Annotated in this window: 20 protein-coding genes; 14 read left to right on the forward strand and 6 right to left on the reverse strand. The window is 66.1% G+C overall.

Going from position 1 to position 17,354, the window contains the following annotated elements:
* Nucleotides 1-102: 102 nt before the first annotated feature.
* The 14 genes from rpsP (at nucleotide 103) to BS38_RS0115695 (ending at nucleotide 11,005) form a co-directional block, all read left to right on the forward strand.
* Nucleotides 103-525, forward strand: a complete 423-nt coding sequence (gene rpsP, locus BS38_RS0115630; RefSeq protein ID WP_028271661.1) for a 30S ribosomal protein S16 — start codon at nucleotides 103-105, stop codon at nucleotides 523-525.
* A gap of 1 nt (nucleotide 526) precedes the next feature.
* Nucleotides 527-769 carry an RNA-binding protein gene (locus tag BS38_RS0115635; RefSeq protein ID WP_011692324.1) on the forward strand — a complete coding sequence of 81 codons (243 nt, stop codon included), beginning with the start codon at nucleotides 527-529 and terminating at the stop codon, nucleotides 767-769.
* Nucleotides 770-937: 168 nt separating this feature from the next.
* Nucleotides 938-1,513: a ribosome maturation factor RimM gene (gene rimM / locus BS38_RS0115640; protein WP_028271662.1), complete on the forward strand. Its 576-nt coding sequence runs from the start codon at nucleotides 938-940 to the stop codon at nucleotides 1,511-1,513.
* A complete protein-coding gene (trmD, locus tag BS38_RS0115645; protein ID WP_028271663.1) occupies nucleotides 1,514-2,338 on the forward strand; it encodes a tRNA (guanosine(37)-N1)-methyltransferase TrmD in 825 nt (274 codons plus the stop codon).
* A 255-nt stretch (nucleotides 2,339-2,593) separates the two neighbouring features.
* Nucleotides 2,594-2,953, forward strand: a complete 360-nt coding sequence (gene rplS / locus BS38_RS0115650; RefSeq protein ID WP_011692321.1) for a 50S ribosomal protein L19 — start codon at nucleotides 2,594-2,596, stop codon at nucleotides 2,951-2,953.
* An 85-nt stretch (nucleotides 2,954-3,038) separates the two neighbouring features.
* Nucleotides 3,039-3,716 (forward strand): signal peptidase I, encoded by a 678-nt coding sequence (gene lepB / locus BS38_RS0115655; protein ID WP_028271664.1) that lies wholly within the window; start codon nucleotides 3,039-3,041, stop codon nucleotides 3,714-3,716.
* Nucleotides 3,717-4,622, forward strand: a complete 906-nt coding sequence (gene lepB, locus BS38_RS0115660; protein ID WP_028271665.1) for a signal peptidase I — start codon at nucleotides 3,717-3,719, stop codon at nucleotides 4,620-4,622. It abuts the gene before it with no gap.
* Nucleotides 4,623-5,288 (forward strand): ribonuclease HII, encoded by a 666-nt coding sequence (locus BS38_RS0115665; RefSeq protein ID WP_028271666.1) that lies wholly within the window; start codon nucleotides 4,623-4,625, stop codon nucleotides 5,286-5,288. It abuts the gene before it with no gap.
* Between the two features lie 55 nt (nucleotides 5,289-5,343).
* Complete coding sequence (locus BS38_RS0115670; protein WP_003806068.1) at nucleotides 5,344-5,670, forward strand: DUF2469 domain-containing protein; 327 nt, start codon at nucleotides 5,344-5,346, stop codon at nucleotides 5,668-5,670.
* Nucleotides 5,671-6,183: 513 nt separating this feature from the next.
* Nucleotides 6,184-6,540, forward strand: coding sequence for a YraN family protein (locus tag BS38_RS0115675; protein ID WP_028271667.1), 357 nt, complete (start codon nucleotides 6,184-6,186; stop codon nucleotides 6,538-6,540).
* Nucleotides 6,541-8,085 carry a YifB family Mg chelatase-like AAA ATPase gene (locus tag BS38_RS0115680; RefSeq protein WP_028271668.1) on the forward strand — a complete coding sequence of 515 codons (1,545 nt, stop codon included), beginning with the start codon at nucleotides 6,541-6,543 and terminating at the stop codon, nucleotides 8,083-8,085.
* A 10-nt stretch (nucleotides 8,086-8,095) separates the two neighbouring features.
* Nucleotides 8,096-9,280, forward strand: coding sequence for a DNA-processing protein DprA (gene dprA / locus BS38_RS0115685; RefSeq protein ID WP_051628959.1), 1,185 nt, complete (start codon nucleotides 8,096-8,098; stop codon nucleotides 9,278-9,280).
* Between the two features lie 47 nt (nucleotides 9,281-9,327).
* Nucleotides 9,328-10,254 carry a tyrosine recombinase XerC gene (locus BS38_RS0115690; protein ID WP_028271670.1) on the forward strand — a complete coding sequence of 309 codons (927 nt, stop codon included), beginning with the start codon at nucleotides 9,328-9,330 and terminating at the stop codon, nucleotides 10,252-10,254.
* Nucleotides 10,255-10,501: 247 nt separating this feature from the next.
* On the forward strand, nucleotides 10,502-11,005 hold the full coding sequence (locus tag BS38_RS0115695; RefSeq protein ID WP_028271671.1) for a DUF3145 domain-containing protein: 504 nt from the start codon (nucleotides 10,502-10,504) through the stop codon (nucleotides 11,003-11,005).
* Between the two features lie 85 nt (nucleotides 11,006-11,090).
* Here BS38_RS0115695 and fabF read toward each other — a convergent pair whose 3' ends face one another.
* The 6 genes from fabF to BS38_RS0115725 all read right to left on the reverse strand — a co-directional run.
* Nucleotides 11,091-12,329, reverse strand: coding sequence for a beta-ketoacyl-ACP synthase II (gene fabF / locus BS38_RS0115700; protein WP_028271672.1), 1,239 nt, complete (start codon nucleotides 12,327-12,329; stop codon nucleotides 11,091-11,093).
* A 158-nt stretch (nucleotides 12,330-12,487) separates the two neighbouring features.
* Nucleotides 12,488-12,733, reverse strand: coding sequence for an acyl carrier protein (locus BS38_RS0115705; RefSeq protein WP_028271673.1), 246 nt, complete (start codon nucleotides 12,731-12,733; stop codon nucleotides 12,488-12,490).
* Nucleotides 12,734-12,855: 122 nt separating this feature from the next.
* Nucleotides 12,856-13,917 (reverse strand): beta-ketoacyl-ACP synthase III, encoded by a 1,062-nt coding sequence (locus tag BS38_RS0115710; RefSeq protein WP_028271674.1) that lies wholly within the window; start codon nucleotides 13,915-13,917, stop codon nucleotides 12,856-12,858.
* Entirely contained in the window at nucleotides 13,914-14,843 is a 930-nt protein-coding gene (locus BS38_RS0115715) for an ACP S-malonyltransferase (protein WP_028271675.1), read from the reverse strand. Before BS38_RS0115715 ends, BS38_RS0115710 begins: the two co-directional genes overlap by 4 nt.
* 87 nt (nucleotides 14,844-14,930) lie before the next feature.
* The gene (locus BS38_RS0115720) at nucleotides 14,931-16,175 is read right to left on the reverse strand and encodes a PucR family transcriptional regulator (RefSeq protein WP_028271676.1); all 1,245 of its coding nucleotides are present in this window, start codon (nucleotides 16,173-16,175) and stop codon (nucleotides 14,931-14,933) included.
* 186 nt (nucleotides 16,176-16,361) lie between these two features.
* Nucleotides 16,362-17,354: transketolase-like TK C-terminal-containing protein (locus tag BS38_RS0115725; RefSeq protein WP_028271677.1), on the reverse strand; the 993-nt coding region annotated here is incomplete at its 5' end.

Below are 17,354 nucleotides of genomic sequence, written 5' to 3' on the forward strand. Positions count from 1 at the left end.
CGCGTCCGGATCTTGTCCTTTTAGAACCCCCTAGTACGGCCCGCCCCACGGGTGCAGAACGCCGGGCTCGACCCCGTTTCAGAAACAGGAGTGACCACAAAAGTGGCCGTAAAGATTCGCCTTAAGCGCTTCGGCAAGATGCGCGCACCGTACTACCGCATCGTTGTCATGGACGCACGCTCCAAGCGTGACGGCCGTGCGATCGAAGAGATCGGCAAGTACCACCCCACCGAAGAGCCCTCGTACATCGAGGTTGACACGGACCGTGCCCAGTACTGGCTCGGAGTCGGCGCACAGCCGTCCGAGCAGGTTGCCGCGATCCTCAAGATCACCGGTGACTGGCAGAAGTTCAAGGGTCTCCCCGGCCAGGAGGGCACCTTGAAGACCAAGGCTCCCAAGGCTGCCTTCGTTACCCCGGAAAAGGGTTCCGTGATCATCCCGGAAGCCATCACCAAGAAGGCCAAGAAGGACGAAGCAGCCGAAGCTTCCACCGAAGCTGAAGCAGAGACCACCGAGGCTGAGTAAATTGCTGGCAGAAGCGCTCGAACACCTTGTCCGCGGGATCGTTGACAGTCCTGAGGACGTCAAGGTCAGCGCCAAGAACAACCGCCGCGGGGACACCCTCGAGGTGCGAGTTCACCAGGATGACCTCGGACGGGTGATCGGTCGTCAGGGCCGCACGGCACGCGCACTGCGCACTGTCGTTGCGGCGCTGGCCGGCGGCGAACAGGTTAGGGTCGACGTCGTCGACACCGACCGCCGCCGGTAAACGCCCCGCACTATTTGTCTCAAGTCCGGCCCCTTCACCAGATTATGGTGGAGGGGCCGGACTGTTTTCAGGAAGAACCCGGCGCGGCGGCGGGCGCGCGGTGGAGCGAGTCCCCGCAACCGGCCGCAGTAAAACCAGTACAGAACGAATCCCGGAACAGAGGAACAGATGCAGCTTCAGGTGGCACGAATCGGCAAACCGCACGGCATCCGCGGCGAAGTGACCGTCCAGGTCCTGACCGATGCGCCGGAGGACCGCTTCGTTCCGGGCACGGAATTCGTGGTTGAGCCCGCCTCGGTCGGAACGCTGACCGTGGACAGTGCACGCTGGAACAAGGACATCCTGCTGCTGGGATTCGAGGGCGTCGAGACGCGCAACCAGGCTGAGGCCCTGCGCGGCGCCCGGCTGTTCATCGAGACGGAAGAGCTCGACGAGGACGACGACGAAGGCTGGTACGAGCACGAGCTCGTCGGCCTCGAGGTCCGCGTGGGCGACACCGTCGTCGGCAAGGTCTCCGGGCTCCGTACCATGCCGGTCCAGGACCTGATTGTGGTGGAGGCGGCGGGCGGCAAGGAGATCCTGATTCCCTTCGTCGAGGAGATCGTGCCCGAGGTCAACGTGGGGGAGAAGTACATCCTGGTCACCCCGCCGCCCGGGCTGTTCGAGATCAACGTTGAGGATTCCGGGGACGATGAGTCCGGCGCAACAGGGCAGGGCAAGTCTGAGGCCGGGGACAACGCCTAAATGAGGATCGACGTCGTCAGCATCTTCCCGGAGTACCTCGCGCCCCTGGAACTTTCCCTTATCGGGAAGGCCCGCCAGGACGGCCTGTTGGACCTGAACGTCCACGACCTCCGGGACTTCACCACGGACAAGCACAGGTCGGTGGACGACACCCCCTACGGCGGCGGCGCCGGCATGGTGATGAAAGCGGAACCATGGGCGCAGGCGCTCAGCTCGGTGGCCGCAGCCAGGGACGATGCCACCGACCGGAAGCCGGTGCTGATTGTCCCGTCACCGGCGGGCGAACGGTTCACCCAGGCACTGGCGCACGAACTGGCCGAGGAGGACCAGCTGATCTTCGCCTGCGGCCGGTACGAGGGCATCGACGAGCGGGTCATAGAGTGGGCGGAAGAGCACTTCACGGTCCGGCCCATGAGCCTGGGTGACTACGTCCTCAACGGAGGCGAAGTAGCCGTGCTGGCTATGACCGAAGCCATCGTCCGGCTTCTTCCCGGCGTTGTCGGCAACCCGGAATCGCTCGTTGAAGAGTCGCACTCGGACGGCCTGCTGGAGTACCCCGTGTACACCAAGCCCTCCACCTGGCGGGACCGCGACGTTCCGCCCGTCCTGTTGAGCGGCAACCACGGCAAGATTGCCCAGTGGCGCCGCCACGAGCAGTACCGCCGTACGGCGCAACGCCGCCCCGATCTGCTGGCCGAGTTCGACGCCGGCAAGCTTCCCCGCGCGGACCGCACCGCGCTCGGGGATCTGGGGTACGACGTCGTCGACGGTCGCCTCAGGCGCCGCCCGTCCGAGGGCGGGAACGGCACTCCGGCGGAAGACTGACAGAGGTTCCGCCGGCGCCTCGTCCCAGGCAGGACCGGATTAGCCGGAATCCTCCGGATGTGGCAAAATTAGTCCTTGTGCCTGCTGGGTGCGCACCTGCCACAGGGGGAGCGTCACCAACAGCCCGGCACCCCGGCGCCTTCAAGCAGTGAAGGGGCCGGATCAGAAAACTTTCGGCGGTGATTCCGGGCAAGTCCCGGCTTGGCCGTCGTGACCCAAAGTGGATGACCTGTGGCGTTCACCAGGAGTGGATCAATGCATATCCTCGATACCGTAGATGCAGCCTCGCTGCGCACCGATGTTCCCCAGTTCCGTGCGGGTGACACCCTCAAGGTTCACGTGAACATCATCGAAGGCAAGAACTCCCGTGTCCAGGTATTCCAGGGCTTTGTCCTGGGCCGCCAGGGTGACGGCATCCGCGAAACCTTCACGGTCCGCAAGGTCTCCTTCGGTGTCGGCGTAGAGCGTACCTTCCCGGTACACTCCCCGATCATCGACAAGATCGAGGTCGTCACCAAGGGTGACGTCCGCCGCGCCAAGCTTTACTACATGCGTGCACTGCGCGGTAAGGCTGCGAAGATCAAGGAAAAGCGCGACTTCAGCACCGCCAAGTAAGTCCTCCGGACTTCCACGGCAGGTTCAGAACCCGGATCCGGCCCGCGCCGGAGCTCTTCCGCAACAGCGCCACAGGATACGGATCATGGACCAGTCAGAACGCCAGCCCAGGAAACTGGGCTGGCGTTTTGCGTTGCTGGCCATCGCGCTGGCATTGCTCATCAGCGGGCTTGTCCGCGGCCTCTGGCTGGATGTCTATTACATCCCGTCCGCCTCCATGGAGCCGCTCTTCGGTGCGGGTGACAGGATTCTCGTTTCCCGCACCGACTTCCAGTCCGAACCTGTCCGGCGCGGTGACGTTGTGGTCTTCGACGGCCGCGGGACGTTCGCCCCGCTCAACAGCGGCAACGGACCGCTGCAGGACGGCGTGGCGGCGGCCGGCCACTGGCTTGGCATCACCGGCAGTGATACAACCTACATAAAGCGGGTTATCGGGTTGCCCGGCGATCATGTGATCTGCTGCGATGACCGGCAGCGGCTCACAGTGAACGGTCAGGCGCTTGAGGAACCATACCTCTATGGCGGAGACGCTCCGAGCAAGCAGAAGTTCAGTGTGATCGTTCCGGCCGGACGGTTATGGTTGCTTGGAGACCACCGGTCCATGTCCGCCGACTCCCGAAGCCTGCTGGGCGCACCGGGTGGCGGTATGGTGCCCCTGGACCGGATCATCGGCAGGCCGGTCCAGATCATCTGGCCACTCGACAGATTTGCGGCCGTACCCCGGCCCGCAGAAACCAGCACGACGACGAAGGACGGACAGTAGATGCCCGAGATTGACCCCCGGACTCCTGATCCGTTCAAGCGCGATCGCGCCGGCCGCGACCTCGCGGGGACTGCCACGGACAGGGACACCTCCTTTCCGGAGGCGGCTCCGGCGACGAGCCTGCCGGCAGAGTCCGATGCGCCCGCTCACCCGACCGACAGCCGGGCCGCCGGTTCGAGAGGCGCACATTCGAAATCGGGCCCGTCGAAGCCGGCGAAGGAAGGCAGGGCCCATGGCCCGGTGTACCTCTGGATCAAAGAGGTGCTCACGGTGGTGGCCATCGCCGTGGTGCTGTCATTCCTGATCAAGACGTTCCTGTTCCGGGCGTTCTACATCCCGTCGGAATCGATGGTCAGCACGCTTGACGTGAACGACCGGATCTTCGTCAACCTCCTTGTTCCGGAGCCGTTTGCCCTCGAACGCGGCGACGTGGTGGTCTTCAAAGACACCAAGGGGTGGCTGGTGCCCACGCCGGAAAAGGCGGACGGACCCTTCACCTGGGTCCAGGACGGCCTGACCTTCGTGGGGCTCCTGCCCGATAATTCGGAGCAGCACCTGGTCAAGCGCGTCATCGGCCTGCCGGGCGACCATGTGGTGTGCTGCGATGCGGGCGGCAAACTCACCATCAACGGCCAGGCCGTGGACGAAACGTACATCAACCCGGCGGAGGTCCCGGACATCCGCAACTTCGACGTCGTTGTCCCTGACGGCAAGATCTGGGTCATGGGCGATAACCGGAACCACTCAGCCGATTCCCGCGCCCACCAGGAAAGCAACGGCGGCTTCATCGACATGCCTGACATTGAGGGCAAGGCGGCCGTCATTGCCTGGCCGCTCAACCGGCTGACAGGGCTGGGCAACTATCCCGATGTGTTCCGGAACGTTCCCGCGCCGGCTGGAAAATAGATGTCCATTGCACCAACCCTCGACTACGAGCACCGCTTCCTGAGCTCCGGTGCCCGGCTGCTGGCCGGGATCGATGAAGTAGGACGCGGCGCCATTGCAGGACCAGTGACCGTCGGAATTGCCGTCGTGGACCTGAGCCGGCCAGTGCTGCTCGACGACGTCCGGGACAGCAAACTCCTGAAGGAAGCCGACCGGGAACGGCTGGAGCCCCTGGTGCGGAGCTGGAGCGTCGCGTCGGCGGTCGGCCACGCCTCCGCGGCCGAGATCGACGCGATGGGCATCATCGCGGCCCTGCGGACAGCCGGGACGCGGGCCTGGCTCCAGATCCTGGCAGCCGGCATCACGCCCGACGTGGTGCTGCTCGACGGTAGCCACAACTGGCTCTCACCGGAAACGCAGGCATCCCTCTTCGACGACGCACCGGCCGGGCCCAGCTGCGACGCGCCGGTCCACACCCTGGTCAAGGCGGACATGCAGTGCCTGAGCGTGGCGGCAGCCAGCATCCTGGCCAAGGTGGAGCGGGACCAGCTGATGCGTTCGCTGCACGATGAGTACCCGTCCTTCGGCTGGAACGAAAACAAGGGCTACGGAACGGCGTCCCACAAGGAGGCCCTCAAAGCTGCCGGGCCAACCCCCTATCACCGGGTCAGCTGGCAGATTCTCTGACCCCGGATCTCCGACCCTGGCCGCGGGGCCGCGCGGAATGGTGCAAGATGGAACCATGAGTGCCGAGGATCTTGAGAACTATGAAACCGACATGGAGCTGCAGCTCTACCGCGAATACCGTGACGTCGTCGGGCTGTTCAGCTACGTAGTCGAGACCGAACGGCGTTTCTATCTCGCCAACCACGTGGACCTGCAGGCGCGCAGCGCCGATGGCGAAGTCTATTTCGACCTCACCCTCCAGGACGCCTGGGTATGGGACGTCTACCGCTCGGCCCGGTTCGTCAAGAGCGTGCGGGTGATTACGTTCAAGGACGTCAACGTCGAAGAACTGCCCCGAAACGAGGAACTTGCCCTTCCCAAGGACGTGGACCTGGGCAACTGACCGCAGCGGCGGACACGCGCGCTGCCGGGCCGGGCGCCCGGCACCGTAGCCGACCCCCTTATCTGCAGGTTGCGCTACCTGTTTTTTGCCCGGGGTCTGGCCTCCCGGCGGTCCTTGGCGCGAGACTACTCTTAGGGATTGATTCGTAGTTTCTGTCCGACGGCCTGCCGCAGTGCGGAGGGGTTCCGCGTCGTGCAGACAAATACTGGCGGTGCTTCAGTACGAGCACCGCGGGCTCTTACTGGCACCGCCTACCTGGCTGAAATCAGAGAAGATCTCACCATGAAAATACTCTGTTGGTTCCTTGGGCACATCTGGAGCAGCCATGCCGGATTCTATGATGAGCGGCCACACCAGTCGGCCCATTGCATGAGATGCGGAACCCGCGCCTAGCGGCTGACTCCACGCGTCAACATCTCCTCCACAGGACCCTTTTGACCGGGTTTCCCACATAGCTCCCTCCGCCGGTATGCCGGCCTTCGGCCCTCCAGCAGGCTGGTGGCGGAGGTAACAATGAGAGCCAAAGACTTGCTTGGCCGGCGCGGGGAAGAATTAGCTGCCGGATATCTGGAATCACAGGGCATGCGGATCGTGGACCGCAACTGGCGTTGCCCTGAAGGTGAAATCGACATCGTCGCCCTGGACGGCGACTCGCTCGTCATCGCCGAAGTGAAGACGCGCAAATCCCTTGCCTACGGGCATCCCTTCGAAGCCGTCGGCGTTGCCAAACTGGCCCGGTTGCACCGGCTCGCGTCGGCATGGTGCCGCGACCACGAACTCCGCATGCCGTTCCGCCGCGTTGACGTCGTTGCGGTCCTGGATGACGGGGCGGGCCAGCCGCGTGTCGAGCACCTCAAGGGGGTGGGGTAGGTGGCCCTGGGCAGGACGTACTCTGTGGCGCTTGTGGGACTCAACGGGTACATCGTCGAAGTCGAAGCCGACATCGGCCAGACCCTCCCGGCCTTCGTCATTCTCGGCCTTCCGGACGCCTCACTCAACGAAGCCAAGGAACGCATCCGGTCCGCCGCGCAAAACTCGGGAATCCCGTTGAGCCGCCGAAAGATCACCGCGAACCTTATCCCGGCGTCGCTGCCGAAACGGGGCTCCGGCTTTGACCTGGCCATCACCATGGCTGTCCTTCGCGCCGCGAATGACATCAGATCAACTGAGCGGACTGTGTTCATCGCCGAACTGGGCCTCGACGGCAGGCTCAGGCCGGTCCGGGGGATCCTCCCCGCTGTGATGGCCGCCGTGCAGGCCGGGTTTCCGGACATTGTGGTGGCGAACGCAAATGCGGCTGAGGCAGAGCTCGTGCCGGGAGCCAGGGTCCGCGGGTACAGGACCCTGGCCCGGCTCGCCTGTGACTTCGGGGCGGATCCGCAGGAACTGGCCCTGGACTTCGAACCCGACGACGAAGATGCCTCAGGCGACGCTGCCTCCGGGGCCGGGGTGGTGCCGGATATGTGCGATGTCTCCGGGCAGGGTGATGCGAGGAGGGCGCTCGAAGTTGCTGCCGCCGGTGCGCACCATCTCCTCCTTTCCGGTCCGCCGGGGGCCGGGAAGACAATGCTGGCTGAACGGCTTCCGGGCCTGCTGCCGGATTTGGCTGACACCGAGGCCATGGAGGTGACCGCAATCCACTCCCTGTGTGCGTTGCCGACTGCCGCCGTGCAGCTCGTGCGGCGGCCGCCATTTGAGAATCCCCATCACAGCGCCACCGCAGCCGCCATCATCGGGGGCGGCTCGGGGTTGCCGCGGCCGGGAGCGGCGTCCAGGGCCCACCGTGGCGTGCTGTTCCTTGACGAGGCCCCGGAATACGAGCGGCGGGTCCTTGACGCGCTCAGGCAACCCTTGGAGAGCGGCGAACTGGTCATCCACCGGTCCGCCGGTACCGCCGCCTATCCGGCAAGGTTCCAGCTCGTGCTTGCCGCCAACCCTTGCCCTTGCGGTAAGGCATCGGGCAAAGGACTCGACTGCACCTGCACGCCGATGATGCGTCGCCGCTACCTGGCACGGATGTCCGGGCCGCTGCTGGACCGGGTGGACATCCAGCTGCAGGTGGAACGGGTATCGCTTGCGGACTTCGGCCGGACGGGCGCGGAGGAAGACACTCCCGCCATCGCCGCCAGGGTCCGTGCCGCCAGGGAGCGTCAGCTGCTGAGGCTTCATCCCCTGGGGCTGGAAACCAACTCACAAGTGCCCGGCCGCGTCCTCCGCGGGGCACTGCGCCTCTCATCACCCACCACGCGAATCCTGGACCACTCGCTCGAACGCGGCGTACTCACGGCCCGCGGATACGATCGCGTCCTGCGCCTCGCATGGACACTGGCGGACCTCGCCGGGCGTGACACCCCGGACCACGACGATATCGGGCAAGCGCTGGGTCTCCGGCAAGCTGCCTCGGCTGCGGCCTGAAAGGAATACGATGACTGACACTGAACGCCTGGCGCGGGCCGCCCTGTCGCGTCTGATGGAGCCCCAGGACGCCGTGGGCCTGGCGCTCGTGAGGACCGCAGGCGCGGTGGATGCGCTTCGAATCGCCACCGGACAACTGGCATCCGGTCCGGAGCTTGAACAGGCTCTGACCGCGCTGCTGGCAGAGAACGGCACCAGCAGCTGGCCGGGAATGAACGCCTCACTCAAACGCTGGGCTCCCCGGATACCGGACCTTGCTCCGGAGCGGGACCTCGCCACCATGCACCGGCTGGGCGGGCGCATGATCATGCCCTCCGATGCCCTGTGGCCCCGGCAGTTGACGGACCTGGACCTTCAAGAACCCATCTGCCTCTGGTGGCGTGGCGTGGAACAGCCCCTGCCCGCAGCGTCAAGGTCCATTGCGCTGGTCGGGTCCCGCGACAGCACCAGCTACGGTGCAGCCGTCACCGGCGACCTCGCGTATTCGTTGGCCCAACGGGGCTTCACCGTCGTCTCCGGCGGGGCCTACGGGATTGATGCCCACGCCCACAGGGCTGCGCTGGCCGGTGCCGGCGACACCATGCCCACCATCGCCGTCATGGCCGGGGGAGTGGACCGCTTCTATCCATCCGGCAACGAGGACCTGCTCAGGGCCGTCGCAAACCAGGGGGCTGTCCTGGCTGAAGTCCCGCCCGGATCCGCTCCCACCCGGTACCGGTTCCTGCAGCGGAACCGCCTCATCGCCGCGCTGTCCTCCGTCACAGTGGTGGTGGAGGCCCGCTGGCGCTCGGGCGCACTGAACACAGCCCACCATGCCGAAACGCTGGGCCGTGCCGTCGGCGCCGTCCCCGGGTCCGTGCACAGTGCCAATTCCGCCGGCTGCCACCGGCTGATTCGCGAGGGGGGAGCCGTGTGCGTCACAGATGCCGGGGAGATTGCCGAACTTGCCTCGCCCAGCGGTGAATCGATGGCCGAACCGGGCCCGGGACAGCCCGCCGACCATGACGGGCTTACGCTGGAGGACCTCATCCTGCTCGACGCGCTGCCGCTGCGGTCCACAAGTTCGGTCGAAAAGCTGACCTCAGTTGCCGGGCTGAGTGCTGATTCCGTCAGGGCGGGGCTGGGCAGGCTGGGGCTGCTGGGGCTCGCTGAATCCGAACGCGGCGGCTGGAAGCGTTCCCGCAAGGCGTGTTGAGCCCTGCGGTCCGTTGTGTGGCTGCCAAACAGTGGGAAAGTGGGAGCGTGGACACCCCCGAACTTCCCGCAGCCCTCGCTGGCGCGGCCCACGGCTTCGGCCGCTACCTTGAACATGAACGCGCCAGGTCGCCCCACACAGTTCGTGCCTACCTGTCCGACGTCCACAGCCTGTTGTCGGCCGCCGCTGCCGACGGGGCCACCGACCTCGACGGGATCGAACTGGCCACCCTGCGGCGCTGGCTCGGCACGCAGAGCGAAGCTGGCATGTCCCGTTCCACACTGGCGCGGCGGGCAGCCACCGCACGGTCCTTCACCGCCTGGGCAGTCCGTGAAGAGCTCCTCGATGCCGACCCTGCGCTTCGCCTGAAGGCGCCGAAGCGGGACAAATCCCTGCCCGGCGTTCTGCACCAGCAACAGGTTGTCCGTGTCCTGGACGGGCTGCAGGCTGCTGCAGAAGACGGCGGTGCCCTCGCCCTTCGAGACCGCGCCATGGTGGAGTTGCTGTACGCCACCGGTGTCCGGGTGGGGGAGCTGGCAGGGCTGGACGTTGACGATCTCGACCCCGACCGGCGGACACTGAAGGTGCTCGGCAAGGGCAACAAGGAACGGACGGTGCCCTACGGGCTCCCGGCCGCTGTCGCTGTCGACGACTGGCTGCGACGCGGACGGCCACTGCTGGCCGCCGAGGGGAGCGGTCCGGCACTCTTCCTGGGGGTCCGGGGCCGCAGGGTGGACCAACGGCAGGTTCGCGCGGTGGTGAAGGACCTGCTCGATGCGCTGGGCGACACCGCTGCCACCGGTCCGCACGCACTCCGGCACTCCGCGGCCACCCATTTGCTCGACGGCGGAGCCGATCTTAGGGCCGTGCAGGAAATCCTCGGCCACAGCAGCCTGGCCACCACGCAGATCTACACCCACGTCTCGGTGGACCGGCTCCGGCGAAGCTACCAGCAGGCGCACCCGCGCGCGTGAAATTTCCCGGCCGCTTCCGGCGCGCCGAATTGCACTGGCGTAATTAGGCGGGGTACGGCACAATAAGACTCATGCCCGGCAACTATCAAGTCAGGCTTGAAGCTCGCCCTCAAGCGGTTTCAGGCATCGGCCGGCACTAATTTCATAGCTTTGCAGGGACCACCGGCAGCATGCGGACCCGGCGCGGCAGACACACATCCAGGCAGAGGTCGTTGGGGAAGACGTACCTACAGCTATGGAGGATGGAATGTCTGTTGCAATGACCCGCGGTGTCTTGTTCGTTCACTCGGCCCCGACCGCCCTGTGCCCCCACGTTGAGTGGGCCATCGGGTCGGTCGTGGACAAGCGGACGGACCTTGAGTGGACTGCTCAGCCTGCTGCGCCCGGAATGTTCCGTTCGGAACTGTCCTGGACCGGCACCCCGGGCACCGGCGCGCTACTGGCGTCCGCCCTGCGCGGCTGGGCGCATCTTCGCTATGAGGTCACGGAAGAGCCCAGCCAGGGCGTTGACGGCGGCCGGTGGTCGCACACTCCGGAGCTGGGAATCTTCCACGCCGTCACCGACGTACACGGCAACATCATGGTCTCCGAGGACCGCATCCGTTACGCCTACGAATCCGGCGCCGGCGACCCGTCCGCCGTCTACCACGAGCTGTCACTTGCGCTCGGCGAAGCCTGGGACGAAGAGCTGGAGCCCTTCAGGCACGCGGCCGAGGGCGCACCCGTGCGCTGGCTGCACCAGGTGGGCTGACCGGCCCCCGCCTTGCTACACCCTCCATAATGCAAGAGGCCCCCGCCGGACGGCAGGGGCCTCTTGCGATTGCCAGCGGGGGACGTTAGATGCTGCGGACTGCAATCACGGCATTGTGGCCGCCGAACCCGAACGAGTTGCTCAGTGCCACGATGTTGCCGGCGGGCAGGTCGCGGGCAGTCTTGGTGACGACGTCGAGCGGGATCTCCGGGTCCTGGTTTTCCAGGTTGATGGTCACCGGCGCCTTGCGTTCGTAGACGGCCAGCACGGTCAGCACGGCCTCTACGGCGCCCGAGGCACCCAGCAGGTGGCCCATCTGAGACTTCGTCGCGGAGACCGCAACATTGTCGACGTGCGCCCCAAGGGCGGCGCGAAGGGCGGTGTATTCCGGCTTGTCACCCACGGGCGTGGACGTCGCATGTGCGTTGACATGGACCACTTCCTCGGGCTGGATCCGGCCGTCGAACATGGCCGCCTTCAGGGCGCGGGTGGCGCCCAGGCCCTGCGGGTCCGGGGCGGTGATGTGATAGGCGTCTGCCGTCACGGACGTTCCGGCCAGCTCGCCGTAGATCCGGGCTCCGCGGGCCAGCGCATGTTCCTCGGCCTCGATGACCAGGGCGCCGGCGCCTTCACCCATGACGAAGCCGTCGCGGCCCGTGTCGTAGGGGCGCGAGGCGTGCTCGGGATCGTCGTTGCGGCGGGACAGAGCCTGCATCGAGGCGAATGCGGCAATGGGCATGGGGTGGATCGCCGCTTCGGCGCCACCGCAGACCACGACGTCTGCCTTGCCGGAACGGATCAGGTCCAGGCCGAGGTGCAGGGCTTCGGTGCCTGACGCGCAGGCGGACACCGGAGTGTGCGCACCGGCACGGGCGCCAAGGTCGAGGCTTACCGCTGCTGCCACGCCATTGGGCATCAGCATGGGCACGGTCATCGGCAGGACGCGGCGCGGGCCTTTCTCGCGTAGCGTGTCCCACGCGTCCAGCAGGGTCCATACGCCGCCGATACCCGTGGCGAAAGCCACGGCCAGACGGTCGTGGTCCACTTCGGTAATGCCGGAGTCGGCCCAGGCTTCGCGGGCGGCCACGACGCCGAACTGCGTGGACGGGTCCATGCGCTTGGCTTCGACGCGGCTCAGGACGTCCAGGGCGGGAGTGGAGGCGCGGGCTGCGAAGTGGACGGGCAGTTCATACTTCGCTACCCAGTCGTCCTCGAGCGTGCGTGCGCCGGAGACGCCCTTCAGCGCGTTATTCCACATTGTGGGGACATCGCCGCCAATGGGCGTGGTGGCACCCAGACCGGTAATGACTACTTTGCGTGCCATGGGATCACTCTCTATCGGTGCGCATGCCGAGTCCGGGAAATGCCTGGCCGGGGATGCGTGGGGAAAACTTGGGGTCATTCAGCGGTGTCCGGTCCGGAACGCTGGAACAGCGCCCCGGACCGGCTACCGGATTCGGCCGTTGCCGGCAGGAGCCAGGACTAGGCCTGTGCGTCAGCGATGAAGCTGACAGCGTCACCGACGGTCTTGAGGTTCTTGACCTCTTCGTCCGGGATGCGCACGCCGAACTTTTCCTCAGCGTTGACCACGATGGTCATCATGGAGATGGAGTCGATGTCCAGGTCCTCGGTGAAGGACTTGTCCAGCTCGACGGCTTCGGTGGCGAGGCCGGTTTCTTCGTTGACGATTTCAGCCAGGCCGGCCAGGATCTCTTCGTTGCTAGCCATTGATGGCTCCTTTTCTTGTTGTTGCCGGCAGGTGCTGCCGGAAATGATTCAAGCCGCGATTACGGCTTGGTTCGCGAATCCGTGCTTTTCAGAACGTATTCAGTTGTGGGTAAAGGGTTCGGCTACGGGAGCACTATGACCTGGGCACCGAACACCAGTCCGGCGCCAAATCCGATCTGCAGGGCGAGTCCGCCGCTGAGTTCGGGGTTTTCCTGGAGCAGGCGGTGGGTGGCAAGCGGAATGGAGGCCGCGGACGTGTTTCCGGCTTCGGCAATGTCCCGGGCCACTTTGACGGTCTCCGGAAGCTTGAGCTTCTTGACCATCTCGTCGATGATGCGCATGTTGGCCTGGTGGGGGATGAAGGCTGCGAGGTCTTCGGCCGAAATCCCGGCCGCGTCCAAGGCTTGCTGGGCAACTTTGGCCATCTCCCACACAGCCCAGCGGAAGACAGTCTGGCCGTCCTGGCGCAGGGTGGGCCAGATGGCGGCGTCGGTAACCTCGGCCTCTTCGGTGCTCAGCGCCCCTGACTTGTTCGCGGCAAGGGCAAGCTCACGGACGTCGAGCAGGGAATGCGTCATGCCGATCGCGTCCCACTTGCTGCCGTCCGAACCCCAGACCGACGGGCCGATGCCCGGAATGTCGGAGGGGCCGATCACGACGGCGCCGGCGCCGTCGCCCAGCAGGAACGAAATCGTGCGTTCAGTGTTGTCGATGACGTCCGAAAGCTTCTCGGCGCCCACCACGAGCACATAGTCGGCTGCGCCGGAACGGACCAGCGCGTCGCCCTGCGCGATGCCGTAGCAGTAGCCGGCACACGCAGCGGAGATGTCGAAGGCCGGAGCGGGTGTGGCCCCAATCCGGTCCGCCAGGCTGGCAGCAGCTGAGGGCGTCGCATACGGATGCGTCACAGTGGACACGATCACGGCGCCCAGCTGGCTGGCCTCGATGCCCGCTTTCGCCAGGGCTTCGCGGGCCGCGCCTTCAGCCATGTCAATGACACTGACGTCTGCGGGAGCCCGGTGACGGGTTACGATGCCGGTGCGCTGCCGGATCCATTCATCCGAGGAATCAATCCACTGGCAGACGTCTTCGTTGGTGACGATGACGTCTGGCCGGTAAGCACCGAGTCCGAGGATGCGGGTGTGTTCGCGCAGTGGCGCCTGCTTGAGTGCGGGAGCGCTCATGCCTGTCCCTCCAGTTCTGCGAATAGGGCCAGGGCAGCGGTGAGGTCGTCCGGCGTCTTGACGGCAACGGTCTTGACCCCGGGCATGCCCCGCTTGGCGAGTCCGGCCAGGGTTCCGGCCGGTGCAAGTTCGATGACTCCGGTGACGCCGCGCTGCACCAGCGTTTCCATGCACAGGTCCCAGCGGACCGGGCGGGAGACCTGGGCGATGAGGCTGCCGACAGCTGCGTCGCCGTCGGTCACTTCCTGGCCGTCAAAGTTGGACAGGAGCGGCACCTGCGGGTTCCGGGGCTGCAGCGAGGGCTTCAGCGCTTCCAGCGCCGCAACGGCGGGTGACATATGCGAGGTGTGGAACGCCCCGGCAACCTTCAACGGGATCACGCGTGCCTTGGCCGGAGGATTCTCCGCGAGGGCCTTGAGCTGTTCGAACGTGCCCGCCGCGACCGTCTGGCCGGCGCCGTTGACGTTGGCCGGCGTGGCGCCGGCGGCTTCGATGGCGGCCAGTACCTCGGCCGGGTCCCCGCCAACCACGGCACTCATGCCGGTGGGGGTGACAGCGGCGGCAGCGGCCATGCTGTTGGCACGCTCCCGGACGAAGGTCATCGCCTCGGTCTCGGTCAGGACTCCGGCAAGCGCCGACGCCGTGATCTCGCCGACGGAATGTCCGGCGAGGATGACGGGGAGGGCGCTGAGTTCGACGTCGAACAGAGACTTTGCGGCGACCAGGCCGGCCGCGACGATCAGCGGCTGCGCCACCGCCGTGTCCTTGATGGTTTCCTCATCCGACGTGGTGCCGTGTGCGGTGAGGTCGATGCCTGCTATTTCACTGAGGGAGGCCAAATGGCCGGCGACGGGAGGCAGTTCCAGCCAAGGGGCCAGAAAACCAGGGGTCTGGGAGCCCTGTCCAGGGCAGACGATTGCAAGCACGTATCCAGCTTTCCAAATTACCGCGTGATTCTCGGTGTATTCATGCACCAAGCTCACTGGGTCAGTTTGTAGGAAGTCTACAACGGTTCAGTTGCCGTTCCGGGACGTCTGGCGTTCGGTGGGCGCCTTGGGCGGCACGGAAAGCCGTCCCACCACAAGGGCCGCCTGCAGCACAAATGCCTCCCGGGGGAGCAGCGGATCCCAGCCGGTGACGTCACAAACGCGCTTGAGCCGGTAGCGGACGGTGTTGGCGTGCACAAAGAGCTCACGCGCCGTCGCTTCGAGCGAGTGTCCAAGTTCGAGATAAGTGCCCAGGGTCTCCACCAGTCCGTTGGACGCGGCAATCAACGGCCGGTAGATGTTCTTGATGAGGGACCGGCGTGCGGCGTCGTCCCCGGAGATCACCCGCTCCGGCAGCAGGTCGTCAGCCGCCACCGGGCGCGGCGCCGAGGGCCAGGCCCGCGCCGCGGTCAGCCCTGCAAAGGCGGACTGAGCCGAACTGCTGGCTTCCAGCAGGGATCCCGCTTCCGGCCCGTAGACAACAGGGCCCGGGGCGAAAAGTTCGCTGAGCTTCAGGTAGGCGCTCTCCCGGTCCTGGACTCCGCCAAGGATCAGGATCAGGCGGTCCCCCTGGATCCCCACCAGCGCGTCCTCGGCGAACCTGCCGGCGGTCCGGCGCAGCTCGCTGACGTAGCTGGCGCTGGGTTCCGACGGCGAATTGCCCACCATGACGGTAAATCGCTCCTGTGCTTTCCAGCCAAGGGCGGCAATCCGCGACCGCAGGGCATCGGTGTTTTCGCCGCGCAGGATGGCGTCAACAATCAGCGCCTCGAGGCGGGTGTCCCAGGAACCCCTGGACTCGGCTGCCCGGGCATAGACATCGGCGGCGGCAAAGGCCACTTCCCGTGAATAGCGGAGCACGGCTTCCCGCAGCGCAGGCTGGTCCGCCTCCGGCGCGATGACTGGCACCTGGTCCTCCACCACCTCCACCACGATCCGGATGAGCTGGAGCGCCTTCTGCAGGCTGATGGAGCGGGTCAGCTCGGTGGGGGCGGTCCCGAAAACATCCGTGAGGATCCATGACGGCGAGCTGGGCCGCTCGTACCAGGTCACAAACGCGGCGATGCCGTTCTGGGCCACCATGCCGAGGGCAGACCGCTCATCGGAACTGAGCCGCCCGTACCAGGGCAGCGATTTTTCGAGCTGTCGCATGGTGGTGGTGGACAACTGCCCCACGCTGGCCCGGAGTTTCTTCAGCGTCTGGGTTTTTTCCGGCGTCAGGGCGCGGGAGGCCGGCTTGCGCTTTGCGGGAGTGGGGGTTGGCTCTGCCATGCATCGAGCATACGGTGCGCGCCGGCCAAGCTCCATTTGTGCAAAGGCTACAACTCGATTTGCGCTGCGTCACAAACGCCGAGAGCACAACGGCGACGAGAGTACAACGACGCCGGGAGCACAACGACGACGGCGGCCCCCGCCTTGTGGTGGGGACCGCCGCCGTCGTGATTCACTGCGTCCGGATCAGGATTCGCCGCCGGCGTTTCCTGTGGAGCCGGCATTGACGTTGTTCAGCCGGTACTTCTCAATCGCCTGGGCGGGAGCCTGGGCGTCCACTTCGCTGCGGCGGGCCAGCATCTCGAGGGAACGGACCACGATGGAGTGGATGTCGTTCTTGAAGAAGCGGCGGGCCGCGGCGCGGGTGTCGGAGAAGCCGAAGCCGTCCGCGCCGAGCGAGGCGAACTCGTTCGGGAGGTACTGGCGGATCTGGTCCGGGACGGCCTTCATGTAGTCCGTGACCGCCACGATGGGGCCGGTGGCACCTTCGAGCTGTGCTGTCACGAACGGAACCCGTGCCGGCTGGCCGGGGTTGAGGAACGCGTCCTCTTCCGCTGCCATGGCGTCGCGGCGCAGTTCGTTCCAGGACGTGACGGACCAGACGTCGGCGGAGACGCCCCAGTCCTCGGCCAGGAGGCGCTGGGCTTCCAGCGCCCACGGCACCGAAACGCCCGAGGCCAGGATCTGCGTGCGGGGGCCGTCGATCTTGGCCGGTGCAAGCAGGTAAATGCCCTTGATCACGCCTTCAACGTCCAGGTCCTCCGGCTCGGCCGGCTGGGTGATGGGTTCGTTGTAGACGGTGATGTAGTACATCAGGTTGCGGTCGGTCGAATCCGGTCCGTACATGCGTTCGATGCCGTCGCGGACGATGTGGCCCATTTCGTAGCCGTAGGCGGGGTCGTAGGTGACCACTGCCGGGTTGGTGGCGGCGAGGATGGGGGAGTGGCCGTCGGCGTGCTGGAGTCCTTCGCCGGTGAGGGTGGTCCGTCCTGCGGTGGCGCCGATGATGAAGCCGCGGGTCATTTGGTCCGCGGCTGCCCAGAAGGCGTCGCCGGTGCGCTGGAAGCCGAACATGGAGTAGAACACGTAGACCGGGATCAGCGGCACGCCGTGGGTGGCGTAGGCGGTGCCGGCGGCGGTGAAGGCTGCGACGGCGCCGGCTTCGTTGATGCCGGGGTG

The sequence above is a fragment of the Arthrobacter sp. UNC362MFTsu5.1 genome (genome assembly GCF_000685965.1).
In the GTDB taxonomy this organism is placed as follows: Bacteria; Actinomycetota; Actinomycetes; order Actinomycetales; family Micrococcaceae; genus Arthrobacter.

Coding starts and splice junctions, on each gene's coding strand:
- rimM (WP_028271662.1), top strand. CDS start 938: ATGCAGCTTCAGGTGGCACGAATCGGCAAACCGCACGGCATCCGCGGC.
- trmD (WP_028271663.1), top strand. CDS start 1,514: ATGAGGATCGACGTCGTCAGCATCTTCCCGGAGTACCTCGCGCCCCTG.
- rplS (WP_011692321.1), top strand. CDS start 2,594: ATGCATATCCTCGATACCGTAGATGCAGCCTCGCTGCGCACCGATGTT.
- lepB (WP_028271664.1), top strand. CDS start 3,039: ATGGACCAGTCAGAACGCCAGCCCAGGAAACTGGGCTGGCGTTTTGCG.
- lepB (WP_028271665.1), top strand. CDS start 3,717: ATGCCCGAGATTGACCCCCGGACTCCTGATCCGTTCAAGCGCGATCGC.
- BS38_RS0115665 (WP_028271666.1), top strand. CDS start 4,623: ATGTCCATTGCACCAACCCTCGACTACGAGCACCGCTTCCTGAGCTCC.
- BS38_RS0115670 (WP_003806068.1), top strand. CDS start 5,344: ATGAGTGCCGAGGATCTTGAGAACTATGAAACCGACATGGAGCTGCAG.
- BS38_RS0115675 (WP_028271667.1), top strand. CDS start 6,184: ATGAGAGCCAAAGACTTGCTTGGCCGGCGCGGGGAAGAATTAGCTGCC.
- dprA (WP_051628959.1), top strand. CDS start 8,096: ATGACTGACACTGAACGCCTGGCGCGGGCCGCCCTGTCGCGTCTGATG.
- BS38_RS0115695 (WP_028271671.1), top strand. CDS start 10,502: ATGTCTGTTGCAATGACCCGCGGTGTCTTGTTCGTTCACTCGGCCCCG.
- fabF (WP_028271672.1), bottom strand. CDS start 12,329: ATGGCACGCAAAGTAGTCATTACCGGTCTGGGTGCCACCACGCCCATT.
- BS38_RS0115705 (WP_028271673.1), bottom strand. CDS start 12,733: ATGGCTAGCAACGAAGAGATCCTGGCCGGCCTGGCTGAAATCGTCAAC.
- BS38_RS0115710 (WP_028271674.1), bottom strand. CDS start 13,917: ATGAGCGCTCCCGCACTCAAGCAGGCGCCACTGCGCGAACACACCCGC.
- BS38_RS0115720 (WP_028271676.1), bottom strand. CDS start 16,175: ATGGCAGAGCCAACCCCCACTCCCGCAAAGCGCAAGCCGGCCTCCCGC.